This is a genomic window from Arthrobacter terrae (assembly GCF_015708085.1).
In the GTDB taxonomy this organism is placed as follows: Bacteria; Actinomycetota; Actinomycetes; order Actinomycetales; family Micrococcaceae; genus Arthrobacter_M; species Arthrobacter_M terrae.
Genome location: NZ_JADNYM010000005.1, coordinates 37,636 through 55,742, shown reverse-complemented (window position 1 = coordinate 55,742; position 18,107 = coordinate 37,636). Strand labels below are relative to the sequence as shown.

Genomic DNA, 18,107 nt, shown 5'->3' with positions numbered 1-18,107 from the left:
CGAGTCCCTGCTGATGGCTGGACTGAAGACGAAACCCGAGTACAAAGGCTTGGCCGAAGCGGTCAGCCTGGGTATCGCGCTGCTCAAAAAAGCCAAACAGAACACCTGGCCGGAACTCGTTGACGCCATGGGTGCAGGCAACCTGCTCGTCGTCAAAGCCTTCAAAGCTGTCGACCTCACCGATCCTCAGCTGGACACCATCAACGCGTGGCAGCCGGTCCTGAACCTCGTCAAAGTCGCCCCTGCCGTCATCCCGGTCATCTGCCCGGTCTGCGAACATTACGTGCTGACAGCAGACACGGCACCGTCCCGGTGTATGGTCACCGCAGGCTGCGAAGGCAAACCCTTCAAAGTCGCTGCGGCCACCGGCATCACCGCCCCGAAGACAGCTGCGGGCACTGCGAAGGCGGCTACCGCTACCCCTGCAGCCAAATCCGCGACGGAACCAAAGGTACCGGCCGCGGCCGCCAGAAAAGCCACGCCAGCCAGTGCTACCTCGAAACCCGCACCCGTCCTTGAACACATACCTGACGATGTACCTGAACCTCGCCAGGTATTGGAGGCAGAGCCCCCGGCAGGTCCGCAGATCGAATCCGCACCTGAAGATATTCCCGCAGCTACACCGACCTCCGCGGAGCCCGTCTACGACGTCGTTGATGTCGCCGATGACGAAGACCCCTTCGCCTGATCTGAGGCAAGCAAGCCTCCCCGAACAGGAAGCAGTCCATGAACAAGAACATGTACCTGGTCAACAAAGAGACCGGTCTGATTCACGTCTACTTCAAGCAGGACCCGCGGCTCATGGCCAACGATCCGGTCTCAGCGCCGTGCTATTTGAGCGGCAATGTGTACATGGCCGACGGACTGGGGCTAACACTGGACCGCCTTCGCGAGCTCGACTTCAGCGGTGAGAGCGAATACGACTACAGCGAGGGGACATCGCTGAACGAGTTCTCCGGAGACAGCACGCCCTTCCTGTTCATTCAGCACGTCCACTACGCGAGCTACAAGGGCTACCGGATCATCCGCTTCGCCGACGGCATCCAGGTCTACGACGATTTCTCCAGCAGCGACATGCTCGAGGTCCAGGCGTTCATCGGCCTGCTCTTCGAACGGCACCTTGGCCTGGACGAGATCAAGAAGTGGGATGACGTGGCTTGGGACAAATACGGACTCCTGGCCCGCGTCGCGGAAGATTTCACTATCGAGGGCGACGATGACGAGCTGATTTTTGATTCCGAATCGTTCACCAACCGACCCCAGCTCGAGACACCCAGCAGCGAACGGTTCGAGGAGAAGCGCGCCCGCGACGCCGAGGAAAGCGCTCGGCAAGCCGCCCGCTAGTGCGCTGGAACTGGATCACTGGAATCTGAGAGTGCCCTGGCAACAGTCGTTTTGGACACCCCGAGGCGCTGCGCAATGACTCTCTGACTGAGCCCCGTTTCTGCCATTTCGCGGACCTTCACCGGGTCCACTTCGGCACGTGTTTTAGGGGTGGTCCGTGGGTGGTCCATTAGTGGTCCTTTTACTGGTCCACCCAGTGGTCCTTTTCGTGGTCCACCCGAAGTGGTCCACTGGTCCTTTGAGTGGTCCATTTGGTCCGCGCGGACCACTTGATCGCGGGCCCGCTTGCGACGTTGGGCGACCGTACCGTGCGCCGGAGCCACCACCAGATTCACGGTTGTTTCCGTCGCGAAGAACAGGCTGACAGGCATGATGGCTGCCAGGAAGGCCCCAAAAATGACGGTCGAATCAAGGTCCCTTTGCACCCCTGCAGGTGCCAGAACATGGGCACCGTTGGCCAGGACGGAGACGAGTGTGAAGAAGCCGACGGCCAGCCAGGAAAGGCTCGTCGATTCCCCTCTGGCCCTTTGAACACTGGCCGCAACGGCATATACGAGGATTGTTGAGTCCACAACGATAGGCACCAGCCATCGCAGATACTCGGGAATCCCAGCCCAGGATGCCGCCTGGATCAGGCCTAAGAACGAGAGGGTGAAACTTGCTGCCGCCAGGATCCCGACCAGGGTCAGTGAGAGCAGCACCATCGTCCGGCTGTCGGGTTCGATTCGTGAAGTCATTCGTCGCTTCCTCCCTTGCCAAGGGTCCGGCTTGACCGTTGGAAGGCCCAGTCTAGGACCGGCCTACGACAACGCGGCCGGCGATGACATGGACCACTAAAAGGACCACCGTGGACCACCACGATGGACCACCACGATGGACCACTAAAAGGACCACTAAATGGACCACTTAATGGACCACCTCGGGACTGCGGTGAAAGAGACCCATGCGCCCGCACACATGAGGGCCATGAGCAACCATCGAAAGACCCTCCTCGTACTGGCCTCCGCAGCACTGATCCTGACTGCCGTTACTGGCTGTTCCGACGGGCAGAGGGGCGCAGCTGTAGACCTCACTCCTGAAGGACGCACCGCTTACGAGGCGGCACGCTTCGGCACCCCTGACGCGAAGATCACCGCTTCACTGGAACTGGCCCAGATGACCGCTGATGCCAAGGCGCCAGGTCCAGCGGCTGACGGGGTTGCTAACACTCTGCTGAACCCGAAGCAGTGGCCCGCGGAGGCCCACGCCACGCTTTGCAAGTACACGGCCACCCTGATGGATAACGCCGACCGTGATGGAACCGCGGTGTCCGAGCGGACCCGCTCGTTGGCCAAAAAGATCCTGGACCGGTGCTGACCTGACGATCCTAAACATGTGATCCGGGACATTTTTTACCGGATGCTGCGCGTTTTGCAAAGTTGCCGCACACACATCAGACATGAGCAACGACATCGCATCCTCAGCCGGCACGATCCGCGTCCCGAAGGGCATCCCAACAGGTGGCCAATTCGCAGCGACAGCGCACGCCGAGCCGACCCTGAGCCTGGCCACACAGCGCCTGAACGAACTCACTTCCCCCGAGGAAGTTATGGAAATCAGCTACAGCTCCACTAAGGTCTGGCGCCGCCGCTACAACCAGGGCGAGAAGTCGATCATTGTGGACGAGGACGACATCGCCCAGGAGACGATGCTTCAGTTCCTTGAGGCAATGAACCGCGGCAACAAAGTCACCGACTACAAGCAGTGGCTGACGTCCACCGCCGCCAACCGGACCGTTCAAGCGACCCAGACAGTTTTCCGTGCCGAAGACCGCCGCGCCTACCGTGTTTTCGAGAAGCACCGAGAAGAAATCGAAGCCGAAACCGGGCGCCCTATGACGCAGCGTGAAAAGGACAGTCTCGCCCAGACAGTACGGGACGAATGGCACGATCCCCGTCACAAGCCAGCTAAAGATTTCCGTATCGCCCGCACGTTCGACCGCTCCCTCGACGCACCTAACGGAGAGGCCGGCGGCGTTGAATCGACCCTCGGAGCAAAGCTCATGAACCCGGAAACCAGTGGCCACTACATTGAGCCGGGCTCCTACATGGACCGCGCTCACCAAGCTATGGAAGAGACGGGCGCTGCACACAAAGCAGAAATGAAGCGGCTTGCCTGGAATGCCGTCGCCGAAAGCACCGGCGTTCCGATGTCCCAGCCGGGCAGCCTTTCGCAGCGCCAGGTCACCAAGCACCGCGGCGTCATGGATAAGCACGACGACGGCGTCCTGGGCGCCTGCAAGGCATGGTCGCTCGGAAATGACGGTGAAGCCACCGAAGCACTTTTCGCACCGTTCGGTGACATCGGTTTCGAGGAGCAGGAAAAGGTTGTCGACACGCTCGAGCGCTTCGGCACGGACCGCGCCCAGACCATGTGGATGTCCGCTATGGCAATCGCCAACAACAAACACAGCAAGAACATCTAGGAGCCCTGAAGTGTCCACGAACCGAGTACCCAAAGGAGTCCGAGGCGGCGGCCAGTTCGCCGCTTCGGCGCACACGGAGCCAGCGCTCCACATTGCGGACACGGATCTTCCCTCAGTAGGGGATGCCGACGTCGAACAGATCCGCACGCTGGCCCAGAGCAGCGATCCGTTGGTCCGGGCGGAGGTGACCTCCAGCATCCGGGTCCCGGATGACGTCCTGGAGCGTCTCTCCGAAGCCGACCAACCGACGTCAGTGCGCCTGGCGGCCGTGAACACCGGTTACGCAGGCACTGCCGACAGGGCAGCTGAAGATCCCCACCCCCTGGTGCGCGCCGCTGCACTGGCCGGCTGGGACTTGTCGGACACGAACCGTGAACGACTCACCAGCGACCCGAAAGTTCAGCGGGTCATGGGGCTCATTTCACACTGAACCGCCGTCCCGCCAATCTCTACGCATGTCAATGAGTAGAAGTACTCCGCAGCACAGAAACGACATTCGCCACCGGCGGGTGCGTCCAAGAAAGGTACGAAATGATCGCACTTCCGATGGCCGTCCCGGCGGCAGCTGACAAAGTGAACCTCAAGGGAGGCTGGGACGCTTTCTGGGGCGCCATCACCACTGGGTTCCCGGGTATTACAACTCTCATGACCATCGTTGGTGTCTGCCTCGTGGTCTTCGCCGTCATCAAATGGGCCTGGGACCGGCGCCGTGGAGGCGGCATGGGCCAGGGATCCCAGCCGCTGTGGGGCGCACTGATCCCCGGTGCCATCCTCGCGGCACCGGCACTCCTGTTCCCGTTGCTCCTCGGCATCCTCGACTTCGTCGCGAACATTGCCATCAAGCTTGCCCAGACGGCAACCTCAGGCTCCTAGCCCGGCCTTCGGGCATGAACCATCGATGAGCCGGGGCTTTCCAGCCCCGGCTCACGACTGAAGGGACCACCTCTTGGCCTCCATAAATTCCCTGTACCTGCTGACCCCGATGACGGGACGCACATCAGGTGCCGACCGAACCACAGTCATCGGCACAGTGGAAATGAAATGGAGGACCTTCTGGATCGCCGTATTCGCGATGGTTCCGGGTGGCATCCTGACAGCAGTATTTCTCCCGATGCTCAGCACCTGGGCGCTCCTGTGGATCCCTGCAGTGGAAATTGCCGCGTTCATGCTCATCGAACGCCGCTCCAAGGAAGGTCTGAAGCTGCGGACCTATCAGGCCATGTTCGACAAAAAGCGTTCCAATGTGAACACGTTCTACCTCTGTGGCCAGCCGATCGATGTCAGCGGCGAAAATTTCGGCACCATTCGCCAGATCACCGTCCCCGTCTACCGCGACGACGATGACTCCCGGCCCAAGCAGTCCAACCACTTCGAAGATTTTGAGGCGCTTTCCCGATGAAAAAGTCCTTGTTCCCCCGCCTAATCGGGACGCTCATCGTGATGGCCACACTGGTCCTTGGCTATGCGCCGGCAGCCAGTGCTGCCGCACCCTCTTTTGAACGGGCGTCTGTGGCGGTTTCCGCGCCCGCCAAGATCGTCGACGGTAGCCCTAGCATTTCGACTAATGCCTGCGGGACCTCATCTGACAGCAGTGGCAAGTACGCCTCCACTTCTCCGCTGCTTCCTGTGAACAGGTGGGCGGATGCGACCGCGAACCTGCATTCCCGGCTCGATAACACCATGTTCTCCGATACGGCCACACTGCTGCAGCGCCACGCACTTATCGCCGGCGGCATGTCCACGGGTAACTTCATGTGGTCCCTCGGCACAGGGTTGTCCTCGTTCGCCATCAACTTCTGCATGCTCGACTCCATGGGTGGTGCCGCCGACAAGGTGGGTGCGACCGTCGGAAGCGCAGTCCTCGGATCCGGGCTACTGGCCGGCATCGTTGTCATCTCCATCGCTATTCTGCTGTTTCAGGCCCGCCGCCGCGGCGGTGCCGCATGGAAAACCATCGTTGCCAAGGGTGCCATCGTCGGCCTTCTTGCCCTCATGGTGGGCGGCGCGATGGCCTCTACAGGCGGAGGTGCGGACGGCAGCACTGCCAGCTACAAACCAGGCCTGATGTCCCCGGGCTGGATTGTCACGACACTGAACAAAACGGTCTCCTCACTGGCTTCCGCCCCGGCCGCCGCACTGGCCATGCCGACGACCCCAACCGGAATCTACGACACCGCCAATCCGCTCGGCTGCTCAAACTACATCCAGTCTTTGAAAGCCGGCTACCAATCGACGTACGGGACCGGCGCCGACAAACTCTCCTCCGGCGTTCCAATGATCATGTCCACCCTCTGGGAAGGCACCGGGCTCAAAACCTGGCGGACAGCGCAGTTCGGTACCAGCGGATTGGATGACAACACGTACTGCCACCTGCTGGATTGGAATTCCGGAGTCCCCGTCATGGGTGATGAGGCTACAGACGCCGGCGGGGCCGGTGCTTCCAGTGTCCGCGGCACCATGACCCGCTTCTGGGGCGACAACGGCTACAAGGTGTCGAACTACTTTTCCCAGGCATGGCAGCCCACTGACACAGTCAGCCGGGACCGGTCCATGATCGGCTGGTCGACCTGCCGTCTGAACGACATGCACGCTAACCCCGGTGATGCCGGCAGCTGGACCATTCAGGCTAACTTCGCCGACGGAGACAAGGACCACAAAGTTTCCCAGGATGATTGCCGGACCTGGTTTATGGAGGGTGGAGACGTGCCGGGAGCCATGAACTGGCCTTCCAGCACGGGCGACGTTCAAAAACGCATCCCGTCGGATTTGAAACTGCGCGACTACATCCTGACCCTGCACGGCAACTACAACTTCCAGGGCATGACCTCGGTCTTCGCTTACAACCTGTCGGCGCTGGCCATGCTGGGTGTCTTCGGTGCAATCGCCATCGCGATCATCGTCGCTAAGGTCGCCATGGTGATCATGATCATCACCGCTTTCTTCCTCGTCATTATGTGCCTGCTGCCAAGCGCCGGCACAGACAAGCTCTCCTCATTCGTGAAGATGCTCCTCGGGATGAACATTTTCGTCTTCGGTATTCAGATGATCTTCGCCCTTGTCGCAGTCCTGTCCAAGATGCTGCAGGACATGGGCGCCACGTTCCTTGGCGGTGACGGCTCCCTGGTCTCGACCTTCTGGACCGGTTTGTCACCCCTGATGGCCGTCTATCTGCTCCACATGATGTTCACGAAGGTCATGAAGGTCCCATCCCCGTTCAAGCTATCCGCCGGACTCGCCTGGGGCGCCTCCACGGCTGCTGTCGGCGGCGCCGCTGCTGCAGGGGTCGGATCTCTTCTGGACGGCCAGGCCCGCAGGCACGGCGCCAAAGCCATGGGTGCAGCCAAGCGTGCCAGCGGACGCGGGCTGAACAGCGCAATGTCTGCCGCCTCCGGCGGTCGGCTTGGCAAGGGTGTCCCGTCCTCCCGAAGAGGTTCTGCCGCGCCAGTCGGTGCCGGTAACCGCGGGGCTCTTCCTGCAGCCGGAGGTCTTCCGGGCGGGCTCGGTGGCAAGGGTCGCCGCGGCGGCGTCAGCCTTGGGGGTGCATTCGGTGCAGGAGCAGCGGGAGGTGCAGCCGTCGGCGCTGCCAAGCCACGTAAGGGCGAGGTCACTGAGAACATCGACTCGACCACCGATGAGCAGGCCACTGTTGAGCAGCCGACGACAGATGAGCAGGCCACCGAGCAGGGCACGGTTGAGCAGTCGACGGCAGAACAGGTTACGTCAGCTCAGCCCGCGACAGGCCGGACAACTGCGGGAATGGTTAACGCCGAGCAGGTCCGTCGCGGATACGCGGACGGCAAGCTCGACCACGTGGACCTCATCAACTCCAACGTGGCGAACTCCAGGTTGGCCAGTGGCCGGATGAGTGCCACAGATCGGAAGGCGATGCGGTCCGGTGCCGCGGACGAGCGTGTCGAGGCTCGGAAGTTCGAGAAGCAACGCCGGGTCGAACTCGGCCTCGCACCGCTACCGACCACGATGCGTGAGAAGGCCATGGCCTCGGTGGCGAATTCCTGGTCCGCCGCCGGGCAGCAGTTCCGGGAACGTCCTGTCCGCACGGTCGCCAAGTACGGTGCCGGGGCTATCGCCGGAGGTGCGCTGCTGGCTCTGACTACGCCGGCCCTGGCTGTGGTTCCAGTCGCAGCGGGTGCCTGGGCAGCTAAAAAGGCCATCGGCGCTGGAGTAAACAACCTGCCGAAGACGCGGCGCGCGATGGACGATGCACGCACCGAGACTTACCGTGAGGCGATGCGTCACCAGATGAAGCAAAAGGCACCGAAAGAGCCGAGGGCGCCAAAAATCAGCACGAGCCAAAACGGCTCGGAAGATATGACCGGGCAGTCGGCAGGGACGCCTCCGGCGCCCAGGGCCACTCAGAAAGAGGCACGCCCCGACAGTGGAGCTGTCGATGGGGCCAGTAGTGCCGTTCCGACGACAGCGCAACTTCCTATCGTCTAGTTCGTCGAAAATGCCTCCTGCCGGACACAAGCTGGTAGGAGGCATTTAGCCGCAGTACACCGTCCATGTCCAGTAATATTGACGCCGAGCACCCGCGACGCGTCGCAAGCATCAAGGGAGCTCACCGACCATGACATCAGAAGGCCTCAACCGTCAGCCGCAGGGCATTACTGTCGGCGGACAGTTTGCGCCAACCCAGCACTCGGAGGCACCCATCCGACTTTTTGACCGAGCCGACGGTTCGTTCCTCAACCCTGCCCCGTCCGCAACAGCTGACCACTGCATTCAGTTCTGGTCCAGAGTGGAGATCCCCGACGAGGTCATTGATCAGGTGGCCGATGCTTACGTCAAGTACCGTTCCGAGGAAATTGACCGTGACTTGGACCAGACGATGGCCCGGTGGCGGGCCAACTGGGAGAAACAGAACCCAGTGCCGAAAGACAGGCACTTGCCGGAGTACCAGCAGCGGTTCAAACAAGAATATGAGCAGCACCGTCTTTCGGCACTTCCGGGCGTTGTCGCTAAGCGCCCCGAACGCCTCGGCGAGTATGACACCCGCCAGCTCATCCGGGCAGCCAAGATGCTCGCGCACCGGCCTAACTCGCAGCGCTTTCCCGGCGAGGGAGACAAGGTCCTCAACGAGCCGATTGAGCTTTTCGATGAGACACTCACCGTCCTCGAGATCGACAAAAAATACAGCCTTTGGGATGTCCGGTACTCGATGGAGAAGATCTTCCGGAACGATGCTGAGGCACTTCTGAGGGCGGTGGAGAGCCAGTCTGAGCAGCTCTCCGGCATTCACGAACAACTCGTTCACCAGCGCTCGGACTTCGCCCAATACTGAGCCGCCCAAAACGAAGGCCCCTTCATCTTTCGGAGGGGCCTTTTGTGTACTCCTGAGCTTCCATGGTGCATGAAGAAGGACCGCCCCAAGCCGGAGCGGTCCTTCCCGTATTCCTGCTACTTCTTTGGTGGTCCGACCTGGTCAACGATCCAGGTGCCGTCCGGCTGGACGGAGACCCTACCCTCGAACATCTGGCCGTTCATGGAGTAGGCGCGGAACGTCTTGGATGCGAGGGACTCCTCGGCGAGGGTGATACTCCTGTAGGTGGCGGCGGGCACTGAGTTGAGGTCCGTCCTGGTGAACCCTGCGTACAGATCCGCGCTGACCATAGGCTTCAGCCGAGTGAGCCAGGCGTCTTTGCCATCTGCGGTATTCACCCATGCTTTGGAGAACTCTTCGGCGTACGGACGCCAGTCTTTAGCCGATACGCCCTGGGGTCCGGTGCCGACGACGACGTGCTCGACCGCGGTAGGCGATGGGGAAGGCTGCGCGCCGCCCTGAGAGCCCCCTGGAGCTGTGGACGAAGCCGTGGAGCCTGAGTGATCTTCTGTGGCTTCTGAGGTGCTTGTGGCTCCTGTGACTGGCGCGCCCGTATCGAGCGCAGCGGTCGGAACCGCCGTTGGTGCCACCGAGGCGGCCGGCTTCGCTGCCGGTGCGTTCTGCGTGAACGCGAAGATCACGATCGAGACTGCCACGATGACGACCAGAGAGATCACCACCACGTTGTCTTTCAGGTACTGCAATGCGGGGTGGAGCTGCTTCGTTTCAGCGGCCATCAGTGGTCCTTCATGATCGTTCGGGTTGGGGTGCTATTTGCTGATGTCGGCGACGTGAATGAAGCCGCTGACATCGGAGGCCGGAATTTTCCTGGTGCCGTAGGCGAGAGGGTTGAAGTTGTACTCCTCGACGTCAATCGTGCCATCTCCGTTCACTGCGCTGACAACTGCGACGTGGCCGGCATCTCCGGTCCAGGTGCTGCCGGTGTGGATGTTCGCATCAAACCAGGCGACCGCACCAACCTTCGGGGTGCTGTCCATCGGGAATTTGCTCGCGACAGTGTCTTTCCAGTCGATGGCGCTACCAAAGAGACCCAGACCGAGCTTTGCCGGGGTGAAGGGGTATTCCTGGCCTTCCTTCCAGCCCATCTGAAGGTTCATCCGCCAAGCGACGAAGGAGACGCACTGACGTTTGAACTCTGACCACGGGTCCGCTTCCGTAGTGAAAACGCCAACCGGGTTTTTGTACGGGTAGTCGTCACCGGCGCCGACCGTGCCAGTGCCGACTCCGCCGCTCTGGCAGCTGGTAACGGCCGCACCCGCCGGTGCGCCGGGGCCAGATCCAGGGGTCGAAGGAGCCGTGTTGGTGGTGGTGCCGTAGCTGCCTGACTTGGGTTTCAGTTCGCCCACAAGAGTTCGCGCCGCAACCTCATCATCGGCATACGCGGAAGGGAACGCCGACCCTTGGACTGACTGGGCTGCGACGGTCACCGGCAGGTTCTGCCAGCCGTTGATGGTCATCAGTCGGTCCAGGAACATGTCTGCAGATTTGGACGGGTTCATGGCGTCCTGGACGGTGCCCCAGGAAAACATGGTGCCGTTGACCTGCTGCTGAAACAGGCCAACCGAGTAGGAGAATTTGCCCGGTCCCAGGTCGAAGCCACCTTCCGGTCCGCCGTCAGCGAGTTCCTTGGATCCGGGGACATGGGAATTCCAGTACATCCGGAGGCCCGATTCCTGCAGCGCTGTCGCTAAGGCGATGACTGCAGCGTTTTCGGGCATACCTTTGGATGCCACCTGGTCGATGATCGCCTGGGCGTAAATCTTCTTTTTTGCATTCAGGTCGGCGTTACTGACGTCTCCGACCGTGACCACATTGCTGGGGCTGCACTTGTCTGGCGCCGCGCCGGCCATCCATAGGAGCGAGCTCGCAAAGGCTGCTTCGGCGGTGCCCGGGTTGCCCTCCAAAGGGATGGCGATGATCGCCTTCACATAGGCTTCCTTCACCAGGTCGCGGGCAGCTTTTGCTTCGTCAGTGTCGATCGGCTTCAGGACGCTCTCGCCTTTGTCACCGCGGGTGTCCATGTAACCGGCGTCCAGGGTCGGGTTGGAGAGCGAATCGATCGTGGTGGCGGATGCCGCCTTCAGCTTGCGGGCGACAAACAGTGCCGCCTTATCGAAGTCGTTGGCATCATCCTCACTGATCTCGCCGCTGGCCGCGGCCATGTCGATGCCGAACGGACCGGATCCCTTAGCGCCGGTCTTACTCTTCGCTGCCTGATAGATGCCGGCGACGACCTGCCAGGGCACACCACCTTGAGTAGAAGCGTCCTGGATGGAGTTGAGGTCATCCTTGTTCTCGAACGCTGACAGAGCCGCGGTCTGGGCGATAGCTGCGCGTCCACCGGGTGTAGCTGAAATAGCTTGTGCGGCGTTGAAAATAAGTCCGGTAAGCAGGGAAACAGCGAGGATGGGGGTGACAATGACGGCGATCGCCACATTGCGGCCGGTCTTCGTCTTGACTGCACCTTTGAGCGCGCCCACGGCCGCACCTGTTGCTCCACCGGTAACGGCTCCCTTGAGTGCGGAGATTGCAACAGCAGCGCCATCTGCTTTGGCTTGGTCCGCCGTAGTGGGCTTGCCGTCAGAGTTTTCGGGGCTGGCGGCCGCCGGTTCGGCCGCTTCCGGCACGGCTGGTCCGGTGCTTTCAGATGGATCGGTGCTCATAACCTGAAACATGCGCAGATTTTGGCATCACGCTCATCGAGGGTCCCTAGACGGTGGCGGGGCGCAGCTTGCGGATCTTGTCCCAACCCTGTGCCTGGTAGGTGAGGATTTCCTCGGACCAGGTAATTCGTAGTCCATCGGCAGCAGCCAGCGCATCGAACTGGTCAGCCCAGTAGAAGCTGGCCGGCTGTCCGGGAGGCTTCGCTTCCGGTACGAGCCCGGGGATCTGTTCAAGTGTGTACTCGTCATTGATGCAGGACAGGACGTTCCATAACCCGTCACCGAGGAAGATCGCGTGTCTGTCCCCGGCGGTCAGTGACCATAGCTCTCCGACGTACGGTCCGGTACTGTCCGGAGAGTCTGCCGAAACGGTGTTCTCAGCGGTGGGCAAAACGCTCACCGGCCTTCACGGTCACACCCTGTGGGAAGTATTTCCTGCGGCGCGCTTCCATGCGCATGGTGGCCCAGGCGGTCGGAATCTTCGCGCCCTTGGAGGTATTACAGCGGGCGCAAGCGGCGACGAAGTTGACCATCGACGTGGAACCGCCTTTAGACCAGGGGAAGTGGTGGTCCCCGTGGTGTGCTTTGCCCTTGCACCGGGTGAAGAAAAACCCTTCGAGTTCGCATCGGCCGGCGGCGCGGGCGAAACCCTCAGTGCGTTGCACGGCGGAGAACAGGCGTGACGGGTCGGTGGCAACCGGCCGGTTTCTGGCCACGGCGCGGCCGACGTAGGCGAGCACTACGATTGCTGCGGCGACGACGAGCGGTACCGGGTTTTCTGTGGTCAGTGCCGTCACCTGAGAGGCCAGGCCGGTGATGAAGGCGGTGAAGGTGTCTGTGATGGCGGTGGGGGAGATCATGGGGCTTTCTCGGTGGTCGGGTCACTATCCGTAGGAAACATGCGTAGACGGCGCCGAAAGAAAGAGCCCCGCCCGGCCCGGTAAAGGGGCTGGACGGGGCTCTCGGGCATAACCCTGGCCGCTACGGCCTAGAAGTCGTCGTCACCACCGGTTGCGGCGACGGACACCTTCGGCTTGGTCGCTGCTACGCGCGGGGCAGGAGCTTTCTTCGCCGCGGCGGGGGCGGTAGTTTCGCCGCCTTCGCGCTTGGCAACCTTGTGGATGTCCAAGGTAGCGAAGCGGACCGGTGCGGAGATGTCGCTGGCGGTGAACCCGACCATCGAAATCTCCTTCTCTTCGAGCTCCTTTTCGGCGTTCTCCAAGTAGACGGTCTTCGGGTAGGTGTTGACCCGGCCCAGGACGATCATGCGGTCGCCCTTCTTGAAGGACTTCGCAGCGTTCTCGGCGGTCGTGCCGAACGCGGTGAAGAGGATGAAGTGCGTTTTTTCGTTCTCCGAGCCGCGTTCGCCTTCGTTGACTGCGAGGCGGAAGTTGAGGCGGGCGATACCTGAGGCCGTGTTGGTGTTGAGTTCCAGGTCGTGGGCCAGGTTGCCGGTGAAGGGAATGTTGTACAAGGTGTGGCCTTTCGTTGGGCCCATAAGGGCTGCTGTAGAAGCCCGGAATGTCTCCGGCCTTCTGGTATTGCTATGCGCCCCGGCGGTTGACGGGTGTCATTTTTGCGCTGGTCCCGCATCAGTTGGAAACCACCCGTAAACGGGGTTCTCCTTCTGGCTTATATGTGTGCGGCAACCGTCAGAAAGGTCACCGCACCAGTTCAGTTGACGGGCTGGAGGCCGGTGCCGAGGTGGCCGTCATGGATCAGGCCCATGACGGTTTCGCGGACGTGGACGATAACTTCGTCGTGGCGGGCATCGGTGGCACGGGCGAGCATGCCGGTAAGCATTCTGGCAACATCGAGAAGCCCCATGGCCAGTTCTTTGTTGTTCGTGGTGTCCAACAAGGCGTCAACGGAGTCGAAATCCTGGGTGGCGAAACGTTCAAGCACGGCCAGCGCGGCGAGGGTTGTGTCGGTCTGGGGCTTGTCGTCGGCGGGGCTCACGAGGGGCTCCTTCTGCCGCGCACAGCGGCGGGTGGGTAGATTCTAGGCGGCAGTTCCGCCTGTTCTTCCCTTATGTGTGCGGAGCACGGAGCCACCCTCCCCGGCTAGGCGGCTTGTGTGTCTTCTTCCTCGACGGCCTGCTCTGCTGTCTGCTCCAGCAGGTACCAGGTGTAGAGGGCGTTGGACCCGTCCTGCTTCGTCCAGCGGGGGTCCTCGACGGTGACGTCGTTGGAAATCTCCAGCAGCTGGCTGTGCCCAAGGGAAGGGGACTTCACCAGGAGGATGACGATGTCCCCTCCCGGGCACATGACCCGGTAAATGGACCCCGGCTGGACTTTCTTCGTCGGCCAGCTCGTACTCGAATGAGGTTTGACGACTGCAGGGTCGCCGACGAGGATTCTCCCGGTCAGGCCGCGGCCAAGTGCCGAGGTAGCAACGACCACGAGCCGGGACCGTGACTTCTTCCGGTGATCCTCCAGATCCGTGACTTCGGCGACGAATACTTTTTTGGGCTCACCGGCCGGGGCTTTGTCGGTTTCGTCATCTTTGCCGCCGGGGCCTTTGGGCTTGTCCGGATTGGTGGCGCGCAGCTCACGGTATTTGGCGGCGAAGTCGATGACCGCGCGCGGTTCGTTGATTTCCGGTGCGGTTGCCGATGCGATCTGCCAGACTTCAAAAATGGAGAGCTCCTTAGTGGTGATGGTCTCCTGGGTCTCGACGTCTTCGTCGCCGACTGAGGTGGTGCGGACGTTGACTTTCCCGGACACAGCGACGACGTCGCCGACCTTGGGGACCGTGCCACGGCGGCGCAGGTTGGACAGGGTGCGGTCCCACATGACTCCCTGGATGGTGACTTTGGAGGATTCGAGGGCGAAGTTGGCCCGCCGTCCGCCGGAGTAGCCTTTTTCCTCCCACATGGAGATGACGCCGACGGTCAGGACTGCTTCACCGTTTTCGTCCGCGATTTTGTGCAGCGGGGTCGCCCTGCCTCCCGCCGGGCCCTCCCATGCGAGGATTTCTTCCTTCAGGGACTGCAGCGGGTGGGTGCCGAGGCTGACGCCCAGGCGTTGGCGCTGCCGGGTGGATTCCTCTACGTCAGACCATTCGGCGTCGATAGGGGACAGGTCCGACTTGTGGGCGGCGCGCAACGTCATGAGCTGGCCGAGGCGGGGCCCGAAGGAGTCCATGGCACCGGCTTCGATGAGACCTTGGATGGCACCAACGGGCAGCTTGGTTGGCTCAGTGCCGTTCTTGCCAGGCACGGTGACGCGGGTCAGCACGTCGTGAAGGTTTTTGAACTCCCCGTTCAGGATTCGTTCGGCGAGGATGTAATGGCCGGCGGCGCCGACTTCCTTGACTTCTGCGAGACCCATCTGGACAGAGCCGTTCACCGGCGCAGTACGGGCAAGAGACAGGTTGATGTCAGGGGCGAGTACCGTGATCCCGTCAGTTTTCAGGGACCAAAACGCGTTCATGCGTTTGTCGTCCTTGTCGGCGATTGCCAGGATCGCTGCCGCGTATTCGACCGGCCAGTTGGCTTTCAGGTATGCGGTGACGAACGCCAGCTGCGCGTACGCGGCGGAGTGGCTCGCATTGAACAGGTACGACGCCGAGCCTTTCATCAGCTCAAACATGTGGGCTGCTGTCTTCGCCGAAAATTTCGGAGAAATCAGGACCCCACTCTCGTCGAAGAATTCTTGTTCGGCGCCGGCGGCCAGCATCTTGCCAACCTCGGCCATCTTCTTGGCGTCTTTCTTGCCGACAGCCTTACGCAACACGGATCGTTGAGAGGCATCGAATCCGGAAATGACCGTCCCCAGACGCATGAGCTGCTCTTGGAACACGAATTTTCCATACGTGTCATCGAGGACCTTGGCGATCCATTCCTGCTCCATCTTGTTCGAGGTGAACTCGTCGTAGTCGACCTCTTCTCGCCCGTTTTTGCGCGCAGCGTACCGGTCCGGGACCTTCGCGGCCAGCGGGCCGGGACGGAACAGGGCAACGATGGCGGAAATGTCGGTGAGGGATTCCGGAACGACGTCCTGGGCGATTTTCACCATCCCGCCCGATTCCATCTGAAATACCCCTCCGGTGTTTCCGGCAGCAATCAGCGCGAAAGCGGCGTCAACCTTCGGGTCGCCTTTGATGTCCGGGTGCGGAATGGAGTCCATCGTGAGGTGCTCACCGGTGGTCATTTCGATGTTTTCCAGCGCGGTGGAGACGATGTCCAGGTTCATCAGGCCCAGGATGTCCATCTTCAGGAACCCGTAGTCTTCGACCTCGGGACCATCCCAGCAGATGACGCGCGGGGCTGCCGGGTCGGCATCCGCGGCGTGGGAAGCCCAGCGCAGCGGGACCAGTTCATCGAGAGGTTCAGGGGAGACAACGAAACCGCAGGCGTGGATTGATTCGTTCTTGATGACCCCTTCGAATGCGCGGGCCAGTTCCAGGATGGCCTGGGCGTCCTCGCCGGATTCGTCAACGAGGTCCCGGAATGCCTGACCGGCCTGGTCTTTCGTATCGGTGAGCTGTGCGAAGTCGTACGCTTTTTCACCGGAGGCCGGGACCAGGTCAGACATCTTGTTTCCGAGCCGCATTTTCTGCGCGGCCCTGTCCGCGGCGACCTTTTCGGCGTCACGGAGCAACGTCGCACCCTTGCCGCGCTCACCGGCAATGAAGAATTCTTTGGCCTGGGCTTTGATTTCCTCGCTGGGGCCGGACGGCTTCAGGATGCGGGCGGCGTCCTTGATGGCAGCCTTGGACAGGGCGACACCGAACGTGCCGATGCGGGCGACGTTGCCTTTCCCCCAACGGTAGGCCAGGTAGGCGAACACCTCGTCGCGGCGGGCCTTTTCAAAGTCGACGTCGATGTCGGGCATGCCGGCGCGGCCCGGTTCGAGGAAACGCTCAAACAGGAGGTTGTTGTACAGCGGGTCGATACCAACGATGCGCAGGCAGTAGGAGACGGCCGAGCCTGCCGCGGAACCACGGCCGGGGCCGACCAGGATCGGCTTCTTCCGGGGCGCGTCCGGGTTGTCGAACTCGATGGGTGCATCGGTCCGGCACCAGTTGATGACGTCCCACATGATGAGGAAGTAGTCCGGGAAACCCATTTCGGCAATGATGTCCAGCTCTGTTTTGAGCCGTTCCTTCACCTCAGCGGACAGCGGGATCCGCTCCTTGGTCGCCAGGTCATACCCGTAGCGGTTGACGGCGCCGTCCTTGACGAGCTTTTTCAGGTAGACGTTGGAGTCGGTGAAGCCTTCAGGCAGCGGGTATTTGGGCAGGCGCTGATGCGGGGTCGGGATCACCTGGTCGTCACAACGGTCTGCGATGACCTGAGTCATGGCGCATGCGTCGGCCCATGTTTTGCTGCCGGGTTTGATGTCGAGCATTTCCTGCTCGGACTTCACGTAGTAGCCGCCGCCGTTGAACTTGAAGCGGGCCGGGTCATCCAGGCCTTTCTTGGACCCGACCGCGAGGAAGCCTTCGTGTGCGCCGGAGTCCTCGTCCTTTTCGTAATGGCAGTCGTTGGTGACAACCATTGGGACGTCGTACTCACGTGAGAGCTGGGCGATCGGTTTCAATACCGACTGCTCGGCGCCGATCCCGTGATACATGATCTCCAGGTAGACGTTTTCCTTGCCGACACAGTCAATCAGGGTATCCAGATTGTTTTTCGCTTCGGAGGCGAACTCGACGGACTTCTCCGCGTCTCCTGCGGCAGCGGTCGCGGCAGCACGGGACAGTGGACCGGCAACCGGGCCGGCGAGGCAGCCTGTCAGTACGATCAGTCCTTCGCCGTGCTCTTTGAGCAGCGCGTAATCGATCCGCGGCTTGTACCAGTAGGATTCTTCGGCCTTGTTGTGCAGGGCGAGGAGATTTTTCCAGCCTTGTTCGTTACGGGCAAGGAGGGTCAGGTGCTCGTAACGCTTCTCTTTCGTCTCACCCTTGCCGTCATCGGCATCGGCGGTGGTGTCGTCGTTGCGGTCCACTATTTCGGAGTTGCGCAGAAAACGGTCGCCGATGCTCATGTAGATTTCGATGCCGATAATCGGTTTGATCCCGGCGGCCTGGCAGGCTTTCGTGAACCTCCACGCACCGGCCAGGGAGCCGTGTTCGGTTTCGGCCATGGCGGTCTGGCCCAGCGCTGCAGCAGTTTTCGCGACGGTTTTGAGTCTTGAAAGACCATCAAGGCTCGAAAATTCGGTGTGATTATGCAGGTGGACGAACGCCATGGGTTCCTCGGGTTTCTATCTGGCTGGAAGTGGGCCGGCGGGCCCTGGTCATACAGGACAAAAGAGCTGTCCGGAGT

The 18,107-nt window shown here is 61.4% G+C and carries 17 protein-coding genes; 9 read left to right on the top strand and 8 right to left on the bottom strand.

What is annotated here, in order from left to right; genetic code table 11:
• Nucleotides 1–13: 13 nt before the first annotated feature.
• Both IV500_RS04510 and IV500_RS04505 read left to right on the top strand, forming a co-directional pair.
• Nucleotides 14–688, top strand: a complete 675-nt coding sequence (locus IV500_RS04510) for a hypothetical protein (RefSeq protein WP_196395634.1) — start codon at nucleotides 14–16, stop codon at nucleotides 686–688.
• A 38-nt stretch (nucleotides 689–726) separates the two neighbouring features.
• Nucleotides 727–1,344: a hypothetical protein gene (locus IV500_RS04505; RefSeq protein WP_196395633.1), complete on the top strand. Its 618-nt coding sequence runs from the start codon at nucleotides 727–729 to the stop codon at nucleotides 1,342–1,344.
• Here IV500_RS04505 and IV500_RS04500 read toward each other — a convergent pair.
• Nucleotides 1,341–2,081 carry a DUF2637 domain-containing protein gene (locus tag IV500_RS04500; protein ID WP_196395632.1) on the bottom strand — a complete coding sequence of 247 codons (741 nt, stop codon included), beginning with the start codon at nucleotides 2,079–2,081 and terminating at the stop codon, nucleotides 1,341–1,343. The genes IV500_RS04505 and IV500_RS04500 overlap by 4 nt on opposite strands.
• A gap of 229 nt (nucleotides 2,082–2,310) precedes the next feature.
• Between IV500_RS04500 and IV500_RS04495 the strand changes: the two genes are divergently transcribed.
• The 7 genes from IV500_RS04495 (at nucleotide 2,311) to IV500_RS04465 (ending at nucleotide 9,110) form a co-directional block, all read left to right on the top strand.
• Nucleotides 2,311–2,700, top strand: a complete 390-nt coding sequence (locus tag IV500_RS04495) for a hypothetical protein (RefSeq protein ID WP_230854485.1) — start codon at nucleotides 2,311–2,313, stop codon at nucleotides 2,698–2,700.
• An 82-nt stretch (nucleotides 2,701–2,782) separates the two neighbouring features.
• Nucleotides 2,783–3,808: an RNA polymerase sigma factor gene (locus tag IV500_RS04490; protein ID WP_196395631.1), complete on the top strand. Its 1,026-nt coding sequence runs from the start codon at nucleotides 2,783–2,785 to the stop codon at nucleotides 3,806–3,808.
• A gap of 10 nt (nucleotides 3,809–3,818) precedes the next feature.
• Entirely contained in the window at nucleotides 3,819–4,238 is a 420-nt protein-coding gene (locus tag IV500_RS04485) for a hypothetical protein (RefSeq protein WP_196395630.1), read from the top strand.
• 101 nt (nucleotides 4,239–4,339) lie between these two features.
• A complete protein-coding gene (locus tag IV500_RS04480) occupies nucleotides 4,340–4,681 on the top strand; it encodes a hypothetical protein (RefSeq protein ID WP_196395629.1) in 342 nt (113 codons plus the stop codon).
• Between the two features lie 73 nt (nucleotides 4,682–4,754).
• Complete coding sequence (locus IV500_RS04475; protein ID WP_196395628.1) at nucleotides 4,755–5,207, top strand: hypothetical protein; 453 nt, start codon at nucleotides 4,755–4,757, stop codon at nucleotides 5,205–5,207.
• On the top strand, nucleotides 5,204–8,266 hold the full coding sequence (locus tag IV500_RS04470; protein WP_196395627.1) for a hypothetical protein: 3,063 nt from the start codon (nucleotides 5,204–5,206) through the stop codon (nucleotides 8,264–8,266). Before IV500_RS04475 ends, IV500_RS04470 begins: the two co-directional genes overlap by 4 nt.
• Before the next feature lie 130 nt (nucleotides 8,267–8,396).
• On the top strand, nucleotides 8,397–9,110 hold the full coding sequence (locus tag IV500_RS04465) for a hypothetical protein (protein ID WP_196395626.1): 714 nt from the start codon (nucleotides 8,397–8,399) through the stop codon (nucleotides 9,108–9,110).
• A 116-nt stretch (nucleotides 9,111–9,226) separates the two neighbouring features.
• On the opposite strand, the gene IV500_RS04460 is transcribed toward IV500_RS04465, so the two are convergent.
• The 7 genes from IV500_RS04460 to IV500_RS04430 all read right to left on the bottom strand — a co-directional run bounded on the left by IV500_RS04460 (nucleotide 9,227) and on the right by IV500_RS04430 (nucleotide 18,030).
• Nucleotides 9,227–9,886 (bottom strand): hypothetical protein, encoded by a 660-nt coding sequence (locus IV500_RS04460; RefSeq protein ID WP_196395625.1) that lies wholly within the window; start codon nucleotides 9,884–9,886, stop codon nucleotides 9,227–9,229.
• Nucleotides 9,887–9,919: 33 nt separating this feature from the next.
• Complete coding sequence (locus IV500_RS04455; RefSeq protein ID WP_230854483.1) at nucleotides 9,920–11,833, bottom strand: CHAP domain-containing protein; 1,914 nt, start codon at nucleotides 11,831–11,833, stop codon at nucleotides 9,920–9,922.
• A gap of 46 nt (nucleotides 11,834–11,879) precedes the next feature.
• The gene (locus tag IV500_RS04450; protein WP_312875832.1) at nucleotides 11,880–12,233 is read right to left on the bottom strand and encodes a hypothetical protein; all 354 of its coding nucleotides are present in this window, start codon (nucleotides 12,231–12,233) and stop codon (nucleotides 11,880–11,882) included.
• Nucleotides 12,211–12,693 carry an HNH endonuclease gene (locus IV500_RS04445; protein ID WP_196395623.1) on the bottom strand — a complete coding sequence of 161 codons (483 nt, stop codon included), beginning with the start codon at nucleotides 12,691–12,693 and terminating at the stop codon, nucleotides 12,211–12,213. Before IV500_RS04445 ends, IV500_RS04450 begins: the two co-directional genes overlap by 23 nt.
• Before the next feature lie 128 nt (nucleotides 12,694–12,821).
• On the bottom strand, nucleotides 12,822–13,331 hold the full coding sequence (locus IV500_RS04440) for a single-stranded DNA-binding protein (protein ID WP_196395622.1): 510 nt from the start codon (nucleotides 13,329–13,331) through the stop codon (nucleotides 12,822–12,824).
• A 176-nt stretch (nucleotides 13,332–13,507) separates the two neighbouring features.
• Nucleotides 13,508–13,792, bottom strand: a complete 285-nt coding sequence (locus IV500_RS04435; RefSeq protein WP_196395621.1) for a hypothetical protein — start codon at nucleotides 13,790–13,792, stop codon at nucleotides 13,508–13,510.
• A 104-nt stretch (nucleotides 13,793–13,896) separates the two neighbouring features.
• A complete protein-coding gene (locus IV500_RS04430; protein WP_196395620.1) occupies nucleotides 13,897–18,030 on the bottom strand; it encodes a DNA polymerase III subunit alpha in 4,134 nt (1,377 codons plus the stop codon).
• Nucleotides 18,031–18,107 lie beyond the last annotated feature (77 nt).

What these genes read in the sequence shown, in the direction of transcription:
- IV500_RS04510 (WP_196395634.1), top strand. Translation starts at nt 14, where the DNA reads ATGGCTGGACTGAAGACGAAACCCGAGTACAAAGGCTTGGCCGAAGCG.
- IV500_RS04505 (WP_196395633.1), top strand. Translation starts at nt 727, where the DNA reads ATGAACAAGAACATGTACCTGGTCAACAAAGAGACCGGTCTGATTCAC.
- IV500_RS04500 (WP_196395632.1), bottom strand. Translation starts at nt 2,081, where the DNA reads ATGACTTCACGAATCGAACCCGACAGCCGGACGATGGTGCTGCTCTCA.
- IV500_RS04495 (WP_230854485.1), top strand. Translation starts at nt 2,311, where the DNA reads ATGAGCAACCATCGAAAGACCCTCCTCGTACTGGCCTCCGCAGCACTG.
- IV500_RS04490 (WP_196395631.1), top strand. Translation starts at nt 2,783, where the DNA reads ATGAGCAACGACATCGCATCCTCAGCCGGCACGATCCGCGTCCCGAAG.
- IV500_RS04480 (WP_196395629.1), top strand. Translation starts at nt 4,340, where the DNA reads ATGATCGCACTTCCGATGGCCGTCCCGGCGGCAGCTGACAAAGTGAAC.
- IV500_RS04470 (WP_196395627.1), top strand. Translation starts at nt 5,204, where the DNA reads ATGAAAAAGTCCTTGTTCCCCCGCCTAATCGGGACGCTCATCGTGATG.
- IV500_RS04465 (WP_196395626.1), top strand. Translation starts at nt 8,397, where the DNA reads ATGACATCAGAAGGCCTCAACCGTCAGCCGCAGGGCATTACTGTCGGC.
- IV500_RS04460 (WP_196395625.1), bottom strand. Translation starts at nt 9,886, where the DNA reads ATGGCCGCTGAAACGAAGCAGCTCCACCCCGCATTGCAGTACCTGAAA.
- IV500_RS04455 (WP_230854483.1), bottom strand. Translation starts at nt 11,833, where the DNA reads ATGAGCACCGATCCATCTGAAAGCACCGGACCAGCCGTGCCGGAAGCG.
- IV500_RS04445 (WP_196395623.1), bottom strand. Translation starts at nt 12,693, where the DNA reads ATGATCTCCCCCACCGCCATCACAGACACCTTCACCGCCTTCATCACC.
- IV500_RS04440 (WP_196395622.1), bottom strand. Translation starts at nt 13,331, where the DNA reads ATGGGCCCAACGAAAGGCCACACCTTGTACAACATTCCCTTCACCGGC.
- IV500_RS04430 (WP_196395620.1), bottom strand. Translation starts at nt 18,030, where the DNA reads ATGGCGTTCGTCCACCTGCATAATCACACCGAATTTTCGAGCCTTGAT.